Origin of the sequence: Peribacillus simplex NBRC 15720 = DSM 1321, from assembly GCF_002243645.1 — a bacterium.
Taxonomy (GTDB): Bacteria; Bacillota; Bacilli; order Bacillales; family DSM-1321; genus Peribacillus; species Peribacillus simplex.
On the sequence record NZ_CP017704.1, the window covers coordinates 1,127,403 to 1,147,394 of the forward strand.

Annotated in this window: 18 protein-coding genes; 8 read left to right on the forward strand and 10 right to left on the reverse strand. The window is 39.4% G+C overall.

The genetic code is table 11. The features are described 5' to 3' along the window. Window positions 1–219: 219 nt before the first annotated feature. From ptsP to BS1321_RS05260, 4 genes are all read right to left on the reverse strand, one after another. Window positions 220–1,938, reverse strand: a complete 1,719-nt coding sequence (gene ptsP, locus BS1321_RS05245; RefSeq protein WP_063232017.1) for a phosphoenolpyruvate--protein phosphotransferase — start codon at window positions 1,936–1,938, stop codon at window positions 220–222. Beyond that, on the reverse strand, window positions 1,938–2,204 hold the full coding sequence (locus tag BS1321_RS05250; protein WP_034314127.1) for a phosphocarrier protein HPr: 267 nt from the start codon (window positions 2,202–2,204) through the stop codon (window positions 1,938–1,940). Before BS1321_RS05250 ends, ptsP begins: the two co-directional genes overlap by 1 nt. Before the next feature lie 214 nt (window positions 2,205–2,418). Beyond that, window positions 2,419–3,204 carry an ABC transporter permease gene (locus BS1321_RS05255; RefSeq protein WP_063232018.1) on the reverse strand — a complete coding sequence of 262 codons (786 nt, stop codon included), beginning with the start codon at window positions 3,202–3,204 and terminating at the stop codon, window positions 2,419–2,421. Then, entirely contained in the window at window positions 3,204–3,833 is a 630-nt protein-coding gene (locus tag BS1321_RS05260; RefSeq protein WP_069981675.1) for an ABC transporter ATP-binding protein, read from the reverse strand. The genes BS1321_RS05255 and BS1321_RS05260 overlap by 1 nt, the downstream gene beginning before the upstream one ends. A 188-nt stretch (window positions 3,834–4,021) precedes the next feature. Here BS1321_RS05260 and BS1321_RS05265 point away from each other — a divergent pair, with 188 nt between their 5' ends. Beyond that, complete coding sequence (locus BS1321_RS05265) at window positions 4,022–4,840, forward strand: thermonuclease family protein (RefSeq protein WP_069981670.1); 819 nt, start codon at window positions 4,022–4,024, stop codon at window positions 4,838–4,840. Window positions 4,841–5,596: 756 nt separating this feature from the next. Then, window positions 5,597–6,088: a sigma-70 family RNA polymerase sigma factor gene (locus BS1321_RS05270; RefSeq protein WP_063232020.1), complete on the forward strand. Its 492-nt coding sequence runs from the start codon at window positions 5,597–5,599 to the stop codon at window positions 6,086–6,088. A 48-nt stretch (window positions 6,089–6,136) separates the two neighbouring features. On the opposite strand, the gene BS1321_RS05275 is transcribed toward BS1321_RS05270, so the two are convergent. Further along, complete coding sequence (locus BS1321_RS05275) at window positions 6,137–6,331, reverse strand: hypothetical protein (RefSeq protein ID WP_063232021.1); 195 nt, start codon at window positions 6,329–6,331, stop codon at window positions 6,137–6,139. Between the two features lie 454 nt (window positions 6,332–6,785). Between BS1321_RS05275 and BS1321_RS05280 the strand changes: the two genes are divergently transcribed. Together BS1321_RS05280 and BS1321_RS05285 are read left to right on the forward strand one after the other, a co-directional pair. After that, window positions 6,786–6,962, forward strand: a complete 177-nt coding sequence (locus BS1321_RS05280) for a YkvS family protein (protein WP_064505160.1) — start codon at window positions 6,786–6,788, stop codon at window positions 6,960–6,962. A 200-nt stretch (window positions 6,963–7,162) separates the two neighbouring features. After that, window positions 7,163–7,789, forward strand: coding sequence for a hypothetical protein (locus BS1321_RS05285; RefSeq protein WP_063232022.1), 627 nt, complete (start codon window positions 7,163–7,165; stop codon window positions 7,787–7,789). A 52-nt stretch (window positions 7,790–7,841) separates the two neighbouring features. On the opposite strand, the gene BS1321_RS05290 is transcribed toward BS1321_RS05285, so the two are convergent. The 3 genes from BS1321_RS05290 to BS1321_RS05300 form a co-directional block, all read right to left on the reverse strand. Continuing rightward, window positions 7,842–8,882: a YkvI family membrane protein gene (locus BS1321_RS05290; RefSeq protein WP_063232023.1), complete on the reverse strand. Its 1,041-nt coding sequence runs from the start codon at window positions 8,880–8,882 to the stop codon at window positions 7,842–7,844. 260 nt (window positions 8,883–9,142) lie between these two features. Continuing rightward, complete coding sequence (locus BS1321_RS05295) at window positions 9,143–10,837, reverse strand: M3 family oligoendopeptidase (RefSeq protein WP_063232024.1); 1,695 nt, start codon at window positions 10,835–10,837, stop codon at window positions 9,143–9,145. A 227-nt stretch (window positions 10,838–11,064) separates the two neighbouring features. After that, complete coding sequence (locus BS1321_RS05300) at window positions 11,065–11,502, reverse strand: MarR family winged helix-turn-helix transcriptional regulator (protein WP_034314147.1); 438 nt, start codon at window positions 11,500–11,502, stop codon at window positions 11,065–11,067. Between the two features lie 156 nt (window positions 11,503–11,658). Here BS1321_RS05300 and BS1321_RS05305 point away from each other — a divergent pair, with 156 nt between their 5' ends. The 3 genes from BS1321_RS05305 to BS1321_RS05315 all read left to right on the forward strand — a co-directional run bounded on the left by BS1321_RS05305 (window position 11,659) and on the right by BS1321_RS05315 (window position 15,366). Next, a complete protein-coding gene (locus BS1321_RS05305; RefSeq protein WP_063232025.1) occupies window positions 11,659–13,155 on the forward strand; it encodes a PAS domain-containing sensor histidine kinase in 1,497 nt (498 codons plus the stop codon). A gap of 142 nt (window positions 13,156–13,297) precedes the next feature. Further along, on the forward strand, window positions 13,298–14,521 hold the full coding sequence (locus tag BS1321_RS05310) for an MFS transporter (protein ID WP_063232137.1): 1,224 nt from the start codon (window positions 13,298–13,300) through the stop codon (window positions 14,519–14,521). Between the two features lie 113 nt (window positions 14,522–14,634). Further along, window positions 14,635–15,366 carry a ZIP family metal transporter gene (locus BS1321_RS05315; RefSeq protein WP_063232026.1) on the forward strand — a complete coding sequence of 244 codons (732 nt, stop codon included), beginning with the start codon at window positions 14,635–14,637 and terminating at the stop codon, window positions 15,364–15,366. Between the two features lie 304 nt (window positions 15,367–15,670). Here the strand turns inward: BS1321_RS05315 and BS1321_RS05320 are convergent, their stop codons facing one another. Together BS1321_RS05320 and BS1321_RS05325 are read right to left on the reverse strand one after the other, a co-directional pair. Continuing rightward, a complete protein-coding gene (locus BS1321_RS05320; RefSeq protein WP_063232027.1) occupies window positions 15,671–15,913 on the reverse strand; it encodes an aspartyl-phosphate phosphatase Spo0E family protein in 243 nt (80 codons plus the stop codon). 448 nt (window positions 15,914–16,361) lie between these two features. Then, window positions 16,362–18,521 (reverse strand): PAS domain-containing sensor histidine kinase, encoded by a 2,160-nt coding sequence (locus BS1321_RS05325; RefSeq protein WP_063232028.1) that lies wholly within the window; start codon window positions 18,519–18,521, stop codon window positions 16,362–16,364. A 275-nt stretch (window positions 18,522–18,796) separates the two neighbouring features. On the opposite strand from BS1321_RS05325, the gene BS1321_RS05330 reads away from it, so the two are divergent. After that, window positions 18,797–19,822, forward strand: a complete 1,026-nt coding sequence (locus BS1321_RS05330; protein WP_063232029.1) for an acyltransferase family protein — start codon at window positions 18,797–18,799, stop codon at window positions 19,820–19,822. Window positions 19,823–19,992 lie beyond the last annotated feature (170 nt).

The window sequence follows — 19,992 nt, forward strand, 5'->3', positions numbered from 1 at the left end:
TTTTTATTTACAAAAAAATAGCCGGTTGGATAACCCAACCGACGTCAAAGGGGGAAAAGAGAATGTCAGCTGCCCTAATAGAGCTAAACAACTGTGCTTGCTTTTTATTTACCCCTATTTTGGTGCAATAAACATTTTTCCTCAAATGATCAAGCAAAAATTACAGAACAGCACCCCATCCGAAGGTTCTGTGGATGGGGTGCGTTTTTCCTCATTTATTTACTTCTTCAATGCGTTAAGTACCGCTTCTTTCACATTATCATTCGTATCCAGCCCTAAAACTTCCTGAGATAGTTTTTTCATCTCGTCAAGCGAAAGTTGGCTAATTAAAGAACGTGCTTTTAAAATCGAAGTGGCACTCATTGAGAATTCATCAAGGCCCAATCCGATCAAAATCGGGATGGCAACTTCATCTCCAGCCATTTCCCCGCACATTCCGGCCCATTTCCCTTCTTTATGAGCTGCATCTATGACCATTTTAACCAGGCGTAAAATCGCTGGATTGTATGGTTGATATAAATAAGATACTCTCTCATTCATTCGGTCAGCGGCCATCGTATACTGGATCAAGTCATTAGTGCCTATGCTGAAGAAATCGACTTCCTTAGCAAATATATCCGCCATCACTGCAGTTGAAGGGATTTCAACCATGATACCGACTTCAATTTTTTCGGCAACTTGAACACCATTATCAAGCAATTCCTGCCTAACTTCAGCCAAGACGGCTTTAGCTTCGCGGAATTCAGCTAGTGTGGCAATCATCGGGAACATGATTTTCAAATCTCCGTAAATGCTTGCACGAAGCAGGGCACGGAGCTGAGTCCGGAAAATCTCCTGCTCATTTAAGCAAAGACGTATCGCACGGTATCCAAGGAAAGGATTCATTTCCTTAGGAAGCTCTAAATAAGGCAACTCCTTGTCTCCGCCTATATCAAGCGTTCTGACGACTACAGGCTTACCTGACATTCCTTCGAGCACCGCTTTGTATGCCTCGAACTGTTCTTCTTCACTTGGAAAGTCATTTCTGCCCATATAAAGAAATTCCGTACGATATAGCCCGATGCCTTCACCGCCATTTTGATGTACACCCTCCAGATCTTTCGGCGTACCAATATTGGCTGCCAATTCCACATGATGACCATCATTTGTAACGGTTTGTTCATGAACCAGTTTCGCCCATTCGGCCTTTTGCATAGCATAAGCTTCCTGTTCCTCTTCATAGCGTTTCACGAGTTCAGGAGTAGGATTGATGTGTACTTCACCCTTTAACCCGTCAATAATGACCAAGTCACCATTTTCGATAGACGAGGTCACTGACTTCGCTCCAACGACTGCTGGAATTTCCAAAGAACGTGCCATTATGGCTGAATGGGATGTACGTCCACCGATATCGGTCGTAAATCCTTTGACATATGCCGGATTCAACTGTGCTGTATCGGATGGAGTCAAATCCTCCGCAATGATGATCACTTCTTCAGCAATCATGCTCGGATTTGGAATATGAACACCTAAAAGATGTGACAGCACCCGTTTCGTGACATCACGGATATCCGCTGCACGTTCCTGCATGTATTCATTATCCATTTGTTCAAACATCGTAATGAACATGCTTGCGGTTTCATTTAAGGAAAACTCGGCGTTGACATTTTCCGATTGTATTTTATCCTGAATTGGAGTTATAAGTTCCGGATCAGCCAAAACAAGCAGGTGTGCATCAAAGATAGCGGCTTTATCTGCCCCTAAATCCTTTTCGGCTTTATCCCTGATTATCTCCAATTCATTTGTTGACTTTTGAATAGCTTCCTTAAAACGGGATATTTCCGCCCCGACATCTTCTATGCTTCTTTTTTCAATCGATAAATCTGGCTCAGTCAGTCGATAGGCTTTAGCGATGGCTATTCCGTTTGAAGCTGCTATCCCACTAATCAAAGTGGACATTATTCTGCTAATCCTTCTCTGTTCAACGTTTCAGCAAGTGTGTTTAATGCATCATTTTCATCGCTTCCTTCAGCAGAAATCGTAATTTCCGCACCTTTGCCGATACCTAGTGACATTACACCCATAATGGACTTAAGATTCACTTTTTTCTCTTTATAAGCAAGATTTATTTCTGAATCAAATTTTCCTGCAGCTTGTACAAGCAATGTAGCCGGACGAGCATGAATTCCTGTTTCTGCAGTTACTGTAAATGTTTTTTCTACCATATAAATCAATCTCCTTTAAGATAAATTAACAAAAATAGGTTATGTAAGGGGTTTTCTCTACCCAATCAGGAAAGATATGAAAAAAAGAAATACCCTTTTCCTTATCAGAATAGCATTATCATTCCCAACAAACAAACCAAAACTATCTGGTACCTAAAAAATAGTACAAAAATATAGATGGAACTGCAACTATTACTTTTCAGATTCTTCAATATTAAATGGAAAGCTGTGCATTTTTGGTGAAAAAAGCCCTGAAACTCAGCATAATGAAAAGGACCACCGTTAATGAAACACTTCCAAGAATCCCGATTAGTATCGCAATCTGGTATTCAATAGCGATGAGCGGGCTTATCCCCGACAGGATTTGTCCTGTCATCATTCCTGGAAGAAAGATAATCCCCATCCCGAGCATATTGTTCAAAGTCGGGAGCACTGCAGAGTCGAATGCAGCATCCACATATTTCTTCACAGCCCTCGCCGGAGTCGCTCCAAGCATCAACATCGCTTCTACCTTTTCTCGATTACTGCTAATCCCATCATGGAGGTTTTTAAGCGCCAATGTCACTCCAGTCATGGCATTCCCCACGATCATCCCTGCAATTGGAATGAAATACCTCGGTTCATACCATGGCGTGAAATGGATCACGACCACATTAAAATAAAACAAGGCAGCCATGGGACCTGACAACATACTTAGGATAACCATCCTTTTGATTTTCTTATTAAGCGCGTGGGACACTTGCTTAAAAATATTATGGATAGAAAACAGGGCCATCGCACATAAAAATCCTAAAGAAAGTAAAGGATGGGGATTTTCAAAGATATATGTCAAAACATATCCGGCGAGAATGAGTTGGACCGTCATCCGTACTGTAGCGAGCATGATTTGCTTTTCCCTTGAAATCCCCCGCCATTTCACTATTATTAGCAGAATTACTACAAAGACGTAGGCCGCACAAAGACGCCAGAACTCAATATCTATTATCCCATTCGCCCCCATTAATAGTCTCCCTCCTTCGCCTTTTTCAGAACGATCCTCTTCTCAGCACATATTTCCGCAAGCTGTTTTGAATGGGTTATCATGATGACGGTTCCTTTTTCCCGCTTTACTTCTTCTAAAAAACGGCTCATGACCGTCAGCTCGGCTTCCTCATCTAGAGCTGAAGTCGGCTCATCCAGTAAATACACCTCGGGTTTCAATAAAAGTAACCTCGCTAGTGCCAGCCTCTGTTTCTCCCCGCCAGAAAGATTCTCCGCCCCCTCGTCTAAAGACTTCTGCAACTGGACGGTTTCAAGTGCTTTAACTAATTCGGCTTTATCCTTTTTTTCCCGTTCTGTCAATTCCAGGCCAATCTGAAGATTTTCTTCAATCGTACCTGGTAGAGTGAACGGTGCCTGAGAAAGCATTGTGACTTTACGTCGGAGCTCTATCGGGTTTAATTTATCCAGCAACTGATCCCGATAATAGATCGAACCGCTATCCGGGTCATCCATCCTGTTCAATAATCGGAGCAGTGAGGTTTTTCCTGCGCCGCTTTCCCCAGTCAGGCAAGTAACCATACAAGCGGGTATTTTCAAATCATCAATTTTCAGGATCCCTTTATACCTTATATTTTCAAGCCTAAATATCATTTTTCACGCCCGCCTCCCTTACTCCACCATATCATTATAAGAAACTATCATGATATGGGGTAGCGATGCATGTAAAAATTTCAATGATTTTCATTTTCTTTCGCTTTTTTATAGGTTAGTATTATTCCTGCCGAATATATCCATGACGGACGTGGAAAACACTTTAGTAAATGGAGGGACTTATCATGAACGGAAATTCCTTTTTACATTCTTATCTGAATGTTTTTCTCCTGACTGCACTTTGCCTGATCACGTTGTCTGGCTGCCAGGCAGAATCAGATAACCTGATTGATCAATCCAAACAGGAAGATTCAATTTCCAACGAAGATATCCGATCCAGTGCGGATTCTTCAAATGAAGAAAATGGCAAGACATTCACAGCCGAGATCATCAAAGTTGTTGACGGAGATACAGTAAAAATCAAATTGGCTAATGGAAATGAAGAAACGGTCAGGCTCCTTTTGGTAGATACTCCAGAAACCGTGCACCCATCCAAGCCCGTTCAGCCTTTTGGACCTGAAGCAAGCAAATTCACCAAGGAACTCATGCCTGCGGGTTCAAAAGTGGAAGTAGAAACCGGCATAGGTGAAAGAGATAAATATGGCCGGCTGCTGGCCTATTTTTATGTTGATGGTAAAATGGTGAATAAACTCCTGCTTGAAAAAGGACTGGCCAGGGTAGCCTATGTTTATGCACCGAACACGAAATATCTTGATGAATTGGAATATATTCAGAAACAAGCCCAAAAAGACGAAATCGGTATTTGGTCAATTGAAAACTATGCAACCTCAAAAGGGTTTGATGATTCGAAGTCAAAAGAAGCATCAGTGGAAAAGCCCACCGGGTCTTGCAGTAACCCGCAAATTAAAGGGAATATAAACTCTAAAGGCAATAAAATTTATCACATTCCTTCGGGCCAATATTACGAAATAACGAAACCAGAAGAAATGTTTTGTACTGAACAAGACGCACAGGATTCCGGATTCCGCAAATCGCAAAGTTAACAAATACAATGGCTTAATTATATGCCCGCTTCGGAAATCACAATTAAGAACGTATAAGAGGGGCTTAAAAGAGGATCAGTTTGCCTGCAGTTTTTTTATTTAACATAGTTCCAGCTTGATTTCAGAAACCCGCTCCCTTTCCGCCGACTGTCTGCCGAGCCTCATCAAAGCAAGCATTTAGAGGATCTCGGCTAGCCAGTTTTTCGGCAGGCGTGTCGCAAATTTCTTCAATCAAATGAGGATCACAGAAAAACCATTGAAGATAAGCTAGTCTCAAACTTGGTTTGGGATGAGTCCAGTTGATTGGAACGGAAGGTACGAGACTCCTGCGGGAAAAGCGCGTCTAAGGGAGACCCCACAGGCGAAAAAGCGCCGAGGAGGCTCCCGGACCGCCCGCGGAAAGCGAGTGCCTGAAGTGGAAATCAACGTTCCTTTTACAAACCCTCAAATAATCGTTTCAGTGATTTCAGAAACCCCTTTTGTCGACAAACTGAACACCTCCCCATGATATATGGCTTTACATTAAATGAAAAACACATCCAATCTAAGGATGTGTTTTTCATTTGGCCATCCCCTCATTCAATTTCAATTGAATCAACATTTTCCTATTAATAAGATCCTCGTTAATCCCTTTAAAACCCACTGTTTATTCCTTCCATTAACCCCTTATGCCATTTGGCTTTAGCCGAACGATTTATTTATGGTAGAAGCACCCGGGAATACAGGAAAGTGCACTTTCTAAAGGTGGCTTGCTTAATGGAAGATTTCTCAGCACTAACGTCTGAATTCACGCCCATGATCCATCATATAATCCGCTCACTTTCAATCTATAAAAATAAGGAAGAATATTTTCAAGTAGGATTGATTGCTTTATGGGAGTCATATGGGAAATTCGATGAGGAATACGGTCAGTTCTCCAACTATGCCTATACGGTAATCAAAGGCAAAATTCTGAACGAATTAAAGCATCATCATAAATATGAAATCCGCACCGAACCCTGTGATTCCTTCATATTAGACATTAAGGATCCTTTTTCAATGCATGAAGAGGCCTTTGCCATCGATAATATCTTAAACTACACGGAAGGATTGACACTGAATCAACAACGCTGGCTTTTACAGACATACCTGGAAAATAAAACGGTGACTGAAATCGCTGAGATATATCAAGTTACTGCAGCAGCCGTCAAATCATGGAGAAGGTCCGCTTTAAATAAATTAAGGAAACAATTAATTTTTCCATTATAAATAATTTAGGGTGGCTCAATCATGAGCCACCCCCAAAATATACATCCATCAACTTCTCGCTTCTTCTAAATACGTATAAATTATCACACCGTTATGTTGAGCATTCCCCCGAAAATGTTTAAAGTCTTCCCTTTTAACAAGAACCTCACGAAAAGCTAAAAATTCTTCTTTTGTTATCCGGAATTCATCCATTTCACGATTTGCCAGTTTATCGAGTACATCTTTTGCTTCTTCTGCATTCATCATATTATCCTCCTTAATTATCAAATGTTTAATCATATACAGACAGGAGAAATTCCGTTTTCATTTTAACATAAGCTTGCCACTTAATATAAATCAGAATTTTTTGAGGCCCACTTGCTACATTATTCTTTACGAATGCTTTAAAATAGTGCAAACTGTATAGTAAAATATCATAATGTAAAATGATTGGCATTTTTTGTACATAGAATTACATACTGGTATGCATAACTGCGTTTGCAAGATATGCCAAATTATGCCAAATCATTGCAGTTGCTCCATTTTAAGAATTGCACCTTCCTTAAAAAGTTTAGCTTACTGTACCGACATAAGAGATAACTAATTCTCTTACTAGCACTTCCCACGTCAAAATCTAAACCGCAAGATGTTCGAATAATCCAATTACTCCATAGTTACTTTTTGATCATTGGAAACAAAATGGGAAAGGATGATTACCATGAAGAAAGCGGAAGTTGGAAATATCATTGAATTTAGAGAAGGCTTAAAAGGAATCGTCGAGAAAGTGAACGAGAACTCAGTAATCGTGGACGTCACGTATATGGAAAATTATCGTGATTTGGAACTTGAACAGAAAACCGTCGTCAACCATAAAAATTATAAAATCATAGGATAATTCAATGTACTCAAACGGGATGGTTACTAGATGACCATTCCGTTTTTCACTTTATAGCAATCGTGCGAATTGATTCTCCCGCTTTTTGTAACCATTTCCATTTCATTCCGTCTAATTCATTAAAGGGCAAAACACCTGTATGTGATGCAGGTATATCCAAATTCAGATTGGAATTTCTATCAGAAAGATGAGGGAAACACATGACTAGTTGGACACGTTATCTTGGCTGTGTCACATTCGCCGCTTTTCTTCTGACTGGCTGCGGTACGACCATAGACGAAAATGCAGATGAGCCACAGGAAGATTCAGTAAAAGAGGGGAAAGAAGGTAATACTTCTCAAGAAGATAATCGCAATAACCGAAGTGATAACAAAGTAAGACTAATGGAGCAAAACCTGCAGTATACAATTAACGGGGAAGCAAAAGAAAAAACAGCGTTCCTAAAAAAAAGTGATAATCAACCGTTCAGCCTCTATGTTTTGCAACAATTCAGATTAAGTGCCGAAGAACCAGGAAAGGATATTGTGTTCCTGACTGAAGATGACTCCATTTCTATGAGAATTGAATTGTTGAAGGCGGATGTCAATTGGGATGAGGTGGAAAAAAATGTTCAAGCCCAGCTGAAAAGCATTTCAGAAACGATTAGGGATCCTTCACTTGATGTCGAGGGCGGCACGGGCTTTGAAGTGGAAAGTGGGGATGATGTGATCACTTCCATATTGCTCAAGGATGAAAAAGCACCCGTCCGCTTAACTATATTCACGAAAAAAGATAGAGATTACCGGGATGCTTTTCTAGAGATGGCTAAGACGCTGATGAAAGGATGAACATCCATTTTACCCTGATACGGAGGGCTAAGGACAGGCCCCCCGTCCTTTATTACTCCTTTCCCTCCTTACTTTTCCAGACCAGCATTAAAAAAAGGAGGCTTATGTATCCAAAAACCGGATAAATATATCCTAGTAACCTTCCATATCCGAATTCACTAATGATCAAAGCTATTAAAAAAATCACCGCTATGATCAGCATGCTTGGCAATTTAATATAACTGCTGATTTGCCTCTGTAATCCATATATGTTTCCGATGACCGAAGTGAATATCTCCCCGTAAATCACCAAAATGAACATCCAATATAACTGACTGGCTGCCGTTCTCATAATAACTGCTGAAGGAATTTCATAACTATTCACGTCAGTAAGTGTCATAAGTGAAAAATGCCCCGTTAATAAAATGATCGTTAGGAATATCCCTCCAAGGATTGCACCATGTTTAATGACCTTCTCATCTCGAACTTCATACGCAACCGGAACCAGCACAGCCTGTGCCAAAGCAAGGTTAAAGGCTGTATAGGCAAATGGTGACAAAATCATTTTAACGGTGATCACTTCATCAGGAACTTTTGTAAGGGTCTTAAAGAAATCCCCATTACCCAAAGTCGAGAAAAAAAGGATTAAACTAAAACAGATCATGATTGGTACAACAAAAGAGTTCACAGTGAAAACACCGCGCATGCCCATCATCAGGACCAAGGATGCCAGTATGATCGTAGACCAACTTCCTAAACTTTTAGGCACGCCGAGTTGTTCTTCGAAAACGGCTCCTGAACCCGAAATCATGACAGCCGTCACCCCTAACAGCATAATAAGGAAAAAGATGTTGATGATTCCTGCTATTTTCCTGCCAAAAAGAAATTGATTGAACTCCTCATATGAAGATGCTCTGATCCTTGCGGAAATGAGCATGATCTTCGTTCCAGTGAAAATGAAAATATAACCTGCTATTAAAATCCCGATAAAGCCATAAAAGCCATAACGGGTAAAAAACTCGACAATCTCTTTTCCAGTTGCAAATCCTGCACCGACGACTGTGCCTACATAAACCGCTGCAATCTGGAAACTCCCTGACCACCTTGACAGCATACTCTCCCCTCCTCCCTACATTTATATGTAAGGAAGAGACATTTAAGACAAGCCGAGCAATATTCCTTTCGTCGGCTGTTTTTTCTTTGGCTAACATTCTCTCATTGTGCAGTCTGTAACTCCCTGTGCATTTCTTTGTGAGGCTTAAATCAGCACTTTTCATGCCCACAATTCTGAGCATTGAAAGATTAAAAAAAACGCTTGGAATAATCTCCAAGCGTTTTCTCAAGTATCCAGTTCGTATCATACAGCCTAAAAGTTCATAATGCCTTATCATCTACAGTGGAGAGCCATTCGTCTATCACCTTAACAACGGACTGTACAGTCCCCTCAACAAATGGGGATTTCAGATTTGCAGATTCAACGAGATCAAGGAAGGACTTGCTGCCTCCAAGTTGGCACAGATTCAAATAATCCTCCCAAGCCGTTTCATCTTTTTCAGTCGACCTTTTCCAGAATTGGAAAGCACAAATCTGGGCCAATGTATAGTCGATATAATAGAAAGGTGATTGATAAATGTGACTTTGCCTCTGCCAATACCCGCCATTCTCCAAGAATTCATTTCCTTCATAATCGCGATGTGGCAAATATTCCATCTCGATCTTACGCCAAGCCTGCTTTCTTTCAACGGGGGAGGCATCAGGATTTTCATAGACAAAATGCTGAAATTCATCGACAGCTACCCCATACGGGAGGAATATGAGGGCACCGCTTAAATGGGAAAACTTATACTTTTCCGTATCTTCATTGAAAAATAGCTCCATCCATGGCCAAGTTAAAAATTCCATGCTCATCGAATGGATTTCACACGCTTCATATGTGGGCCAATAATACTCAGGAATGTCAAGATCACGACTGCGATACACTTGGAATGCATGACCTGCCTCATGTGTCAAAACATCTATATCCCCGGAAGTACCGTTGAAATTAGAAAAGATGAATGGAGCTTTATAGTCTTCTATAAAAGTACAATAGCCTCCGCTTTCTTTTCCTTTCTTCGCCACAAGGTCCATCAGATCATTATCTATCATATAGTTGAAAAACTGATTCGTTTCAGGCGAAAGCTCCTGGTACATCCTTTTCCCATTTTCGATGATCCACTCAGCATCGCCTTTTGGAATGGCATTACCCGTTCTGAAATGAAAATTCTCATCATAATAGTTCAGGTTCTCCAATCCAAGACGTTCGCGCTGACGTCCCTTCAGCCGGGTGACAAGCGGTACCACTTCCTCTTTAACCTGCTTGCGGAATGCAGCAACCATTTCGGCATCATAATCAGTCCTTGTCATTCGATAATACCCAAGTTCCACGAAATTCCCATAACCTAGCGCTGTCGAAATTCCATGCCTCACCTTGACAAGTTCATCGAATATACGATCCAATTCCTCCTGCTTTTCCTCAAAGAAACCGTAATATGCCTCACTTGCATTTTTCCTTAACTCACGGTCCGAGGACTCCATAAAAGGTTGAAGCTGCGCAAGTGTTAATTCTTTTCCATCAAATTGAATTTTTGCAGATGCAATTAATTGTGAATATTCACTTGATAATTTATTTTCTTTTTGCAGCTGTGGTATGATTTCGGGCGAAAAAGTTTTGAGTTGGGCCTCTGCCAGGTCAAATAGTTGAGTTCCCCATTTCACATCAAGCTCCTTACGATATTTCGAGCGAACGAGTTCATTGTAAAATTTTGAGGTTAACTCTTCCATTTCAGGGGAGAAGTCATCTAAATAATCATTCTCCGCTTTATAAAAATCATCATTGGTATCAATGGAATGCCGTATATAGACCAAATTAAACATCGTGCCTACATAATTTCGTATTTCATTTATTTCTTCCATGGCTTTTATTTGCTCATCAGCATTAGCAGCGTCAGTAAACTTTTCCAAAGCTTTCATGAACCGGGTTTTAATTTCATCCATTTCAGGACGTTTATATTCATACTCATTAAATTTCATATGTACACGCTCCTTTTCACGATATAAAAAATTTTTTCCTGTATAATCCAGAGAAAGTTATCCAATCGAATTGCTTTCAAGACACATTCAACATTATCGCGGTTATCGTAATATAATTTAATTCGCCACAGCGTTATTAAAAACCTTTATGTCCTCGAAACAAATTCAGGTTTTATCAGACATAAAAAACCAGCACCTATAGTAAAATTCAGGTGCTGGTTCTTTAGCTAATTTTGAGCGGAATACCCAATCTTTTTAAGCAATTCGATCACGGTGGCCTTTTCATCTTGCGTAAGTACACTCATGATATCATCGATTCTTTTTTCATGCTCAGGAAATACTCCTTCAATAAAGGCCTTTCCTTTATCCGTTATTTTTGCAAAGGTTACACGGCGATCCTCTTTACATGCTATTCGCTGTAGATATTCCTTTTGTTCAAGTTTATCCACGACATAGGTAATGCTGCCGCTCGCTAGCAGGATTTTTCCGCCTATTTGCTGAAGAGGCTGATCCCCTTTATGATAAAGTAATTCCAGTACTGCAAACTCAGTTGGATTCAAACCCTCTTCAGCTATATGTTTATTTACCACATCATTAATGGATCGATGAGCTCTTGACATCACAATGAACAGTTTCAAAGACTGTTGGATGTTATTATTCTCCATAACTTCACAACCTTAAAAATTTTTAATTAAAATATCTTGAATTAAAAGTTATTATATGACATTAAGACTTTTTTGTCAATCTGCCCTGTTAGTATGCACTATTGTTTAATCACTCATTTTGATATACTTGAAAAAAAAGCTAAAGTAGTGACAAACATGAAAACAAGGCATAAATTTACCACATATCTACTTATTGTTATTTTACCATTAATTATTCTCTCTATCATTTATTGGATGCATTTAGAACGTTCCTTTCAAAAAGAAAGACAGGAACAAGCTGAATGGGCGGGAACGGTTTATCAAGAATACATAGATCAAGTTATCAGAGAAACTAAGGAAAACCTTGAGCTGCTTAGCCTTAGCAGTTCCGTGCTTTATATGGATGACAAAAAAACCGAACTTCTTATGAAATGGATCAAAGATACAGATTCCAGGTATGCCGGAGTATATTGGCTAAATCGCGACGGTGTTTCCATTTCAGGTACGAATAAGAATTTCCATCATCACTATTTAATTGAACAAAATGATATTGAGCGTGCAGTAAAAACTCAAAAAGCCGTTGTTGTAGGAACAAAGGAGCTATATAACCCTGATTTCAACTATTTTTCCATCTTTGCTCCCATTCTGGATCATGATAAAAAAGTGCAAGGGTTTTTATTGGCACATATCAGGCTTGATCATATGGAAAAAATATTAAAAATGCTCAGCCCTGGTCATACCTTTATATTGGAAACAAAGGACAAAACCCGAATCTTGGATATAAATACCGACGGATTCACTGGACATTCTACATGGGTGGATGTTCCTTTGACCGAAGTCGATTGGACACTGTCCGTCAAAGTGCCCGACAAGATTAACACAAATAACATGAATGTATTTTTAATGCTTGTCTTTTTCACCTTCTTTTTCACTCACATGATCTATACCATCGTGGAGGAACTGATCGTTCGCAGAAATACCAAAAACCAAAAGTTACTAAACGAAAGGAAAAAAATAGATTTTGTCGGTACATTGGCTGCCAGTACTGCACATGAAATAAAAAACCCACTTACCGGAATAAAGGGGCTAGTGCAGTTATTGGTTGAAAAACACCCTGAAGAACAAGATCAGTTCTATTACTCTGTCATCATGAAGGAAATTGAACGGATCAATAGTATCGTCAGCGAATTTTTGATTTTAGGGAAGCCTATGGCCCAGTCTTTATCCTTATATGATATTCGCAGTATCATTGCTGAATTGAGACCAATAATAGAATCAGAAGCACGTCACTCCAATATTGAAGTGGAATGGAATATCATAAAGGAGCCGATCCTGGTTCATTGTACAAAGGACCAACTCAAACAAGTAATTCTCAACATTGCCAAAAACGGTTTCGAGGCCATGGAAGTTGGGAAAAAGTTAAGGATTCGAATTCACCATGAAAATGAATGGGCTAAAATCATGATTATCGACACCGGACAAGGACTGAATGAAAAAGATATAGGTAAAGTGTTCGATCCCTTCTATACATCCAAAAAGGAAGGAACGGGATTAGGGCTATTTGTGTGTAAACGAATAATTGAATCTTTTAACGGTACCATCGAGTTTTCAAGTAAACCTCTGAACGGTACAACCGTTACAATCAGCTTACCGCTGATAAAAGACCACCCTTAGCAATACTTTGAAGAGTTTCATTTTTTTATGAAGACTAGTAACGATTCCGAGTTATTTAAAGGTGTCATGCATACGGTGCATGCTTCTTGAATCTATTTATGGAATAGGTAAAAATCTTAATCAGGAAGAAGGAAATATACAGATGGGAAGTATCGCTGCCATTAAAACAAAACCGCAAAAACAAGATATGACTTTGAAGATCATGATCATCATAGGCATATGCCATTTAATGAATGATTCTCTTCAGGCCGTCGTACCGGCCATGTTCCCAATCCTCGAAAAATCAATGTCATTAACGTATACTCAGCTGGGGATGATTGCATTCTGCCTGAATATCGTCTCATCGCTCCTGCAACCGGCAGTTGGTTTCTATACGGATAAAAAGCCATTTCCATATGCGTTGCCCATTGGGTTGACCAGTACTTTAATCGGGGTCATCATTCTCGCAATTGCCCCAAATTATACCATGATCCTTGGTGCAGTCATCTTGATGGGCTTAGGGTCAGCCATATTCCATCCTGAAGGCTCCAGGGTTGCCTACATGGCAGGAGGACCAAAGAGAGGCCTGGCACAATCAATTTATCAGGTCGGCGGGAATAGTGGGCAGGCACTTGCCCCACTCATCACAGCCATCATACTTGTTCCTTTTGGTCAAAAAGGCGCACTCTGGTTTGCCCTGGTTGCCCTAATGGCCGTTATCCTATTGCTGTATATTGCCAAGTGGTATTCTCAAAAATTAGTTCACTTCCAGCCTAAAAAGCTTGCTGCAAAAATAGTCAATAAAGAGCGGTCACATAAAGTGGCCAAAGCCCTGGTATTGATTTTATTCATAATCTTTGCCCGTTCCTGGTATGTATCGTGCATGACGAACTTTTATAGTTTTTATTTGATCGAGCAGTATTCATTCACGATAAAATCTGCACAATTTTTCCTATTTGCCTTTTTAGCCGCTGGTGCTGTAGGTACATTTTTCGGAGGTCCGCTTGCTGATAGATTCGGGCGTAAAAATGTCATTTTCTTTTCTTTCGCTGCCAGCATGCCAATAACCGCACTTTTACCATTCGTACCTCCTACAGCCGCTTTTATCTTATTATTGATAGCGGGATTCATTATAATGAGCAGTTTTTCCGTCACTGTAATATACGCACAGGAATTGGTCCCGGGAAAAGTCGGAACGATGGCAGGCTTGACTGTAGGGTTAGCCTTTGGAATGGGTGCCATTGGATCCGTTTCATTGGGAGCCATTGCAGATATAATTGGAATCGAATCCATGATTAAGCTAGTAGGATTCCTGCCATTACTGGGGATCATCAGCATATTGCTACCGACTGATCTAACATTGAAAAAATGGTATGCAGAAGAATGATGCAAAATGGTTTTTTCCTGGAACATATTCTTTATGTCTAAATACAATAAATTATTGTTCCGCCCAAAAATTTACAAGTATGTAACGATAAGTACCTTACAAAGGAGAAATTTATGAGTGGAGTTTTATTAGGCAGCATCCTATCTGCTATGTCTACAGGGTTTGGTGCGTTACCGATCTTGTTCATTCAAGGTTCAATCACACATCGATTCAGAGACACGCTTCTGGCATTTACCGCTGGAATCATGATGGCTGCTTCGTTATTGAGCCTGATCCCGGAGTCTCTGGCCACAGGAGGGTATATTCAGCTAGTAATTGGGGTTTTTCTCGGGGTAATGACATTAACGATCATGGAACAAAACATTCCTCATATCGATCTCAGCCATACGAAAAGTGGCATTCAGTTCGATGAAAAGGCTTTGCTCATCATCACTGCCATTACACTCCATAATATTCCTGAGGGTCTTTCTGTGGGGGTCAGTTACGCCTCTGATACTGCTGATACAGGTAACTTGATCGCTTTTGCCATCGGCCTGCAAAATGCTCCGGAAGGCTTACTAGTCGCCTTGTTTTTAATTAATCAAAAAATCGGTAAACTCACAGCGTTCCTGATAGCAACCTTAACCGGTACCATCGAAATAATTACGGGCTTACTGGGTTATTATTTAACCTCTTACATTGGGTTCCTGGTTCCATATGGCCTAGCTTTCGCCGCCGGGGCCATGCTTTTCATCGTTTATAAGGAATTGATTCCTGAAAGCCATGGGGATGGTAATGAACGCACATCTACCTATTCCTTCATTGTCGGCCTTTTGTTCATGGTAATATTATTGGAAATTTTGTAATTCCCAAACTTCCATGGCTGGCTCCATCAAGTGAGTCAGCTCTTACTTTTTAGTTATCAGTGAAATCCATTCAAAAAAATTAAGACTTCTAAACCAATCCCGATGCATGAAGGACACCTTCTGGTGACCTCCCCTCGATATATACCTTAAACCCATAGGAAAATCAAAAGATATATTCTTGTGTATATGAGTCTTTCTTTAATTGTTTTCATGATATGTTTGAAAAGGTTCATTCACCAGAAATCGGATAGAGAATGTCTCCCTGCCTGCTAATTTAAAAAGTCATGCATGCATTCAGGTCCCTTTAAAATGTAATGTCATCATTAAAGGGCTGCTGCACAATAACAACCATTTCTTCTCGCTTATTTCTCACTTCCACTGATGAATGATGTTGAAGGATCAAATACTCATTTATTAGTTTATCAAGCTGCTCACTTTGGCGAAGGGTATACTCATGACCTAGTCCATACATCTTGGCCAACTCCATCATTTCCCAACGCTTCATTCGAATCTCTGAACAAATTTCCGTTGCACACCTAGAATTCATAACTACATTCACTACTCCTGCCCTTTTAAAGTTACATTATAATAAAGAAGTATTACAAAATATGCCTTATATGTAAATAGATTCGCAAAAAAAGACAAAACTTCTTAAATTGCGATAAGGCTTTACCCACCAGCAGACAGGATATGACGGAAATTTCTAAGCATAAACCTCTTATATTGGTTAGGAAGATATCATATGAAGCCATCTATGAAAATCGATTCTAAATTTCCACAATTCGGATGTAATTATTAGTTTCCGCTTAATTATTTCGGCCAGTTTCCCTTTAATGGAAGCACAATATTTTTCATGGTTACAACCTCAATTGTGATTCCATGATAATAAATAATGGAACAAAAAAAGGAATCCGATAAAGGATTCTCCATTAAATAATGAAAATTTCATATACTTTCTGTTAACTTAACTAAGGTTTAGAACATTCCCTACTGCATTACTCGAATGGCAAATAAATATGAAAGCTCGTCCCTTTTCCCACTTCGCTTTCCACTTCTATATAGCCATTGTGCTCTTCAATGATTTTATAGCTGACCATGAGCCCCAGCCCGGTTCCCCTATCCTTCGTCGTATAAAAAGGTTCACCCAATTTTTTTAGCATTTCCGTTGAAATCCCCATGCCTTGGTCGGTAATTGAAATGCAAACGTATTTCTTTGAAAATCGGCTTGTTTTAATGTGAACAGATCCGCCATCCGGCATGACTTCCAATGCATTTTTGATGATGTTAATAAACACTTGCTTTAACTGGTTCGCTTCACATAAAACTTTGAATTCATCTACTTCAAAGTCTGTCTCGAATTGAATATTTTCCAACAGTGCCTGAGCGGCCAGTAATTCTAGTGTCTCTCTCAATATGGTATGAACATCCTGTTTGAAAATTTTTAGCGCCTGTGGCTTTGCCAGTACCAAAAATTCCGTGATAATGGTTTCGATTCGCTTAATTTCGGATGTAATCACATGAAAATATGTGGAAAACTCACCTTTAACACCATCCTCAAGCAACTGGATAAAACCTTTTAAGGCTGTCATTGGATTCCTGATTTCATGAGCAATCCCGGCCGCCAGTTCACCAACGACATTCAAAGTATCCGATTTTCGAATTTGTTCCTGCATTTCGAGATTTTTACTCACATCACGGAAAATGCTTAAATTCAGGTTCGAATATAAATTTTTCCTCGTCAAAAATTCAATATGTTTTACTCTTCCATCTTCGAATGTTATCGGAATGATGGAAGAGTAGACCTCATGCTTATAAACATTTTCAATGTGAGCGTTCAAGACAGGAGTATTTTTAGGAATTTTTTCGATGAATCCCTTTACTGATAAAGAGAGCAGTTTGCGCTTCGAAATCTCCAATATTTTCTGACCCGCTTCATTAATATCCGTGAACCCTTCATGATTCCATAAAATCAAGCCGTCTAATGTTCCCTCAAAAATCTTCCTGAACTTCTTCTCACTATCCCTTAATTCCTTCTCAATCAGCCAGCGCTCACTGACATTTCGAAAGATTGTTACGTTATATCCGTCACCTTCATGTTTTTTGGCAGTCAATTCAAGCAGTTTAATTTGGTTATTAGGCATTTTATAAATCAGCTCACCCCGCACCTGGGTGTCTCTTTCAAACGTTTCCATCATCTGACCAAAATGGTGATTATTGCTGTACACGTATTTCCAGATATAACTGCCTATCAAATCCTCTCTGCTGGATTCGAATATTTTACATGCTGAATGATTGACCCGAAAAATGATCCCGTCATCATTCCAGAATATGATCGCATCCATGGACTGGTCGAATAATTCCGCAAAAATCCGTTCGCTCGTCTCTAACTTTTTTTCTATTATATTTGATTCTGTAATTCTTCGAAGCACCGACATATATAATTCATTTCCTACCGTTGAACTTATTGAAAAAGTAAAATGATGAAGTTCATCCCCAACCTTTATCTCTACCTCTCCTTTGAAGTTCGACCCATCAAAGGCTCTTTGTATGCTCTCATCCCAATATCCCCTATAATCTGGGGATATGAGGTCCCTCATATTCTTACCGACAATCTCTTTTTTCGGGATGCCCAGGACATGGATAAAGGCATGGTTCACTTCCATTATTATTCCTGAACTGTCGAATAGAACGATGCTTTCTATGGCTGTATCGAAAATGTCCAAAAACATCTGCCTTGACATCCTTGTTTCCCTTGAAGAAGAAACATCCAATGTCACATCCCCCAAACGATAGAACTGCTGTCCTTCGGTAAGTGAGCCTATACGTATAAACTCTATTTGCTTAAGGGCTCCAGTATGTAGCTGAATAATTTGCCTTTCACTTTCATTCGAGGTTTTTAGGGAACTTGACACTTCCTGGTTATTTAATGGTATGACATAGAGAAAATCAGTTATCTTCATGGACTCCAGCTGATCTTTCGCTGTTTCCAGCAGGGCACAAGCGGCATCATTGGCATAAGTGAGACGCAGTTCCTCATCAACCCTAATAAAAGGTTCTGACATCGAATTGAAAATGTTCAAAAACCCTTCGATCTGTTTATTCAATTTTAAAATTTCCAGTTTATATTCCGTTTCATTCTCATAACCGATATTCATATTAACCCCCCTCATCAAAACCCATACTTACCAACTTTATTCGACATCCATCTTGATTTTCCTCGGTACTTTTCGAAAATCGGCGCAATCATACAATCCCAAAATTTTACTATATATCAAATTATAGTATATTGAATGCAGTAAAACTTAGCGTTAAGCTTAATTTAAGGTTTTTATAATAAATTTAATAAATATTGATTTCGTACAAGGTATTTAGGGTATAAAAATAACAATGCTTTCTAGCTACCTTAAAAATTTATTAAATGGAGGCAACAATGAAACAACGTGATTTTTTCTTCGATAACGCCAAGTTCATTCTCATGGCTTTTGTCGTCTTTGGACACTTGCTGAATACGTATATACATGACAGTGAAACGATATATGCTTTATATAAAACCATTTATTCCTTTCACATGCCTGCCTTTATCCTTGTTTCAGGGTTCTTTGCGAAAGGTTTTTATCAAAAAGGGTATTTAGGTAAAATTACTAAAAAGCTGATTTTACCCTACATCATTTTCCAATTGATATATACCGTTTACTATTATTTCTTATATGAACGTTCTGCCATCACTGTAGACCTGCTTGACCCCCAATGGTCGCTATGGTTCTTGATCAGTTTATTTTGTTGGAACATCATGCTGCTTGGTTTCTCAAAGCTAAAGCCATCAGTAGGCATAGGTTTATCTTTTTTAATCGCATTATTTATTGGATATATTGACAATATCTCCAATTACCTTAGTCTCTCCAGGACATTCGTTTTTTTCCCGATGTTTTTGATCGGGTACCATTTAAGCAAGGAACATTTAAAAAAACTATTCACTCCCAAAGTTCGTTTGGCTTCACTTAGTGTTATGTTAGTGATTTTTATCGGTTTTTATTTAAATACCGATATCAATTATAAATGGCTGCTCGGTTCGAAACCATATGCCGAACTTGAAGATGCGACAATCGTGTCCATGTTTAAACGCCTAGGATTTTATGGATTGAGCATAATTTCAGTGTTCAGCTTCCTGTCGTTCATCCCACGCAGACAATATTTCTTTACGAATTGGGGTAAACAAACCCTTTATGTCTATCTGCTGCATGGTTTCTTCATTCGGTTCTTCCGTGAAAGCACCATACAGGAATACTTCAGCAATACAGAGAGCTTTATCATGCTCGCCGGCCTCTCTTTCCTGATTACCGTGTTATTATCAAGTGAAATGATCGCTACCATGGCCCAGCCGATCATCGAATTGAAGGCGACCAAAACTAAACGTTTCATGACTAAAACGAAAGAGTATATTAAACAAGCTTTTTAAATAAAACGGATGAAGCATTTTCTGCTTTATCCGTTTTTTAAAGTCCATTTCATTTAGACTTTCAAGCTGAAAAGATTCCCCTTCAATACCTTAACTCATTTTTCAAATGGAGCACGCTATGGTAAAATTACTCGTTAGTGCTTGTTGGCTTAAAAAGACATGTACACGAA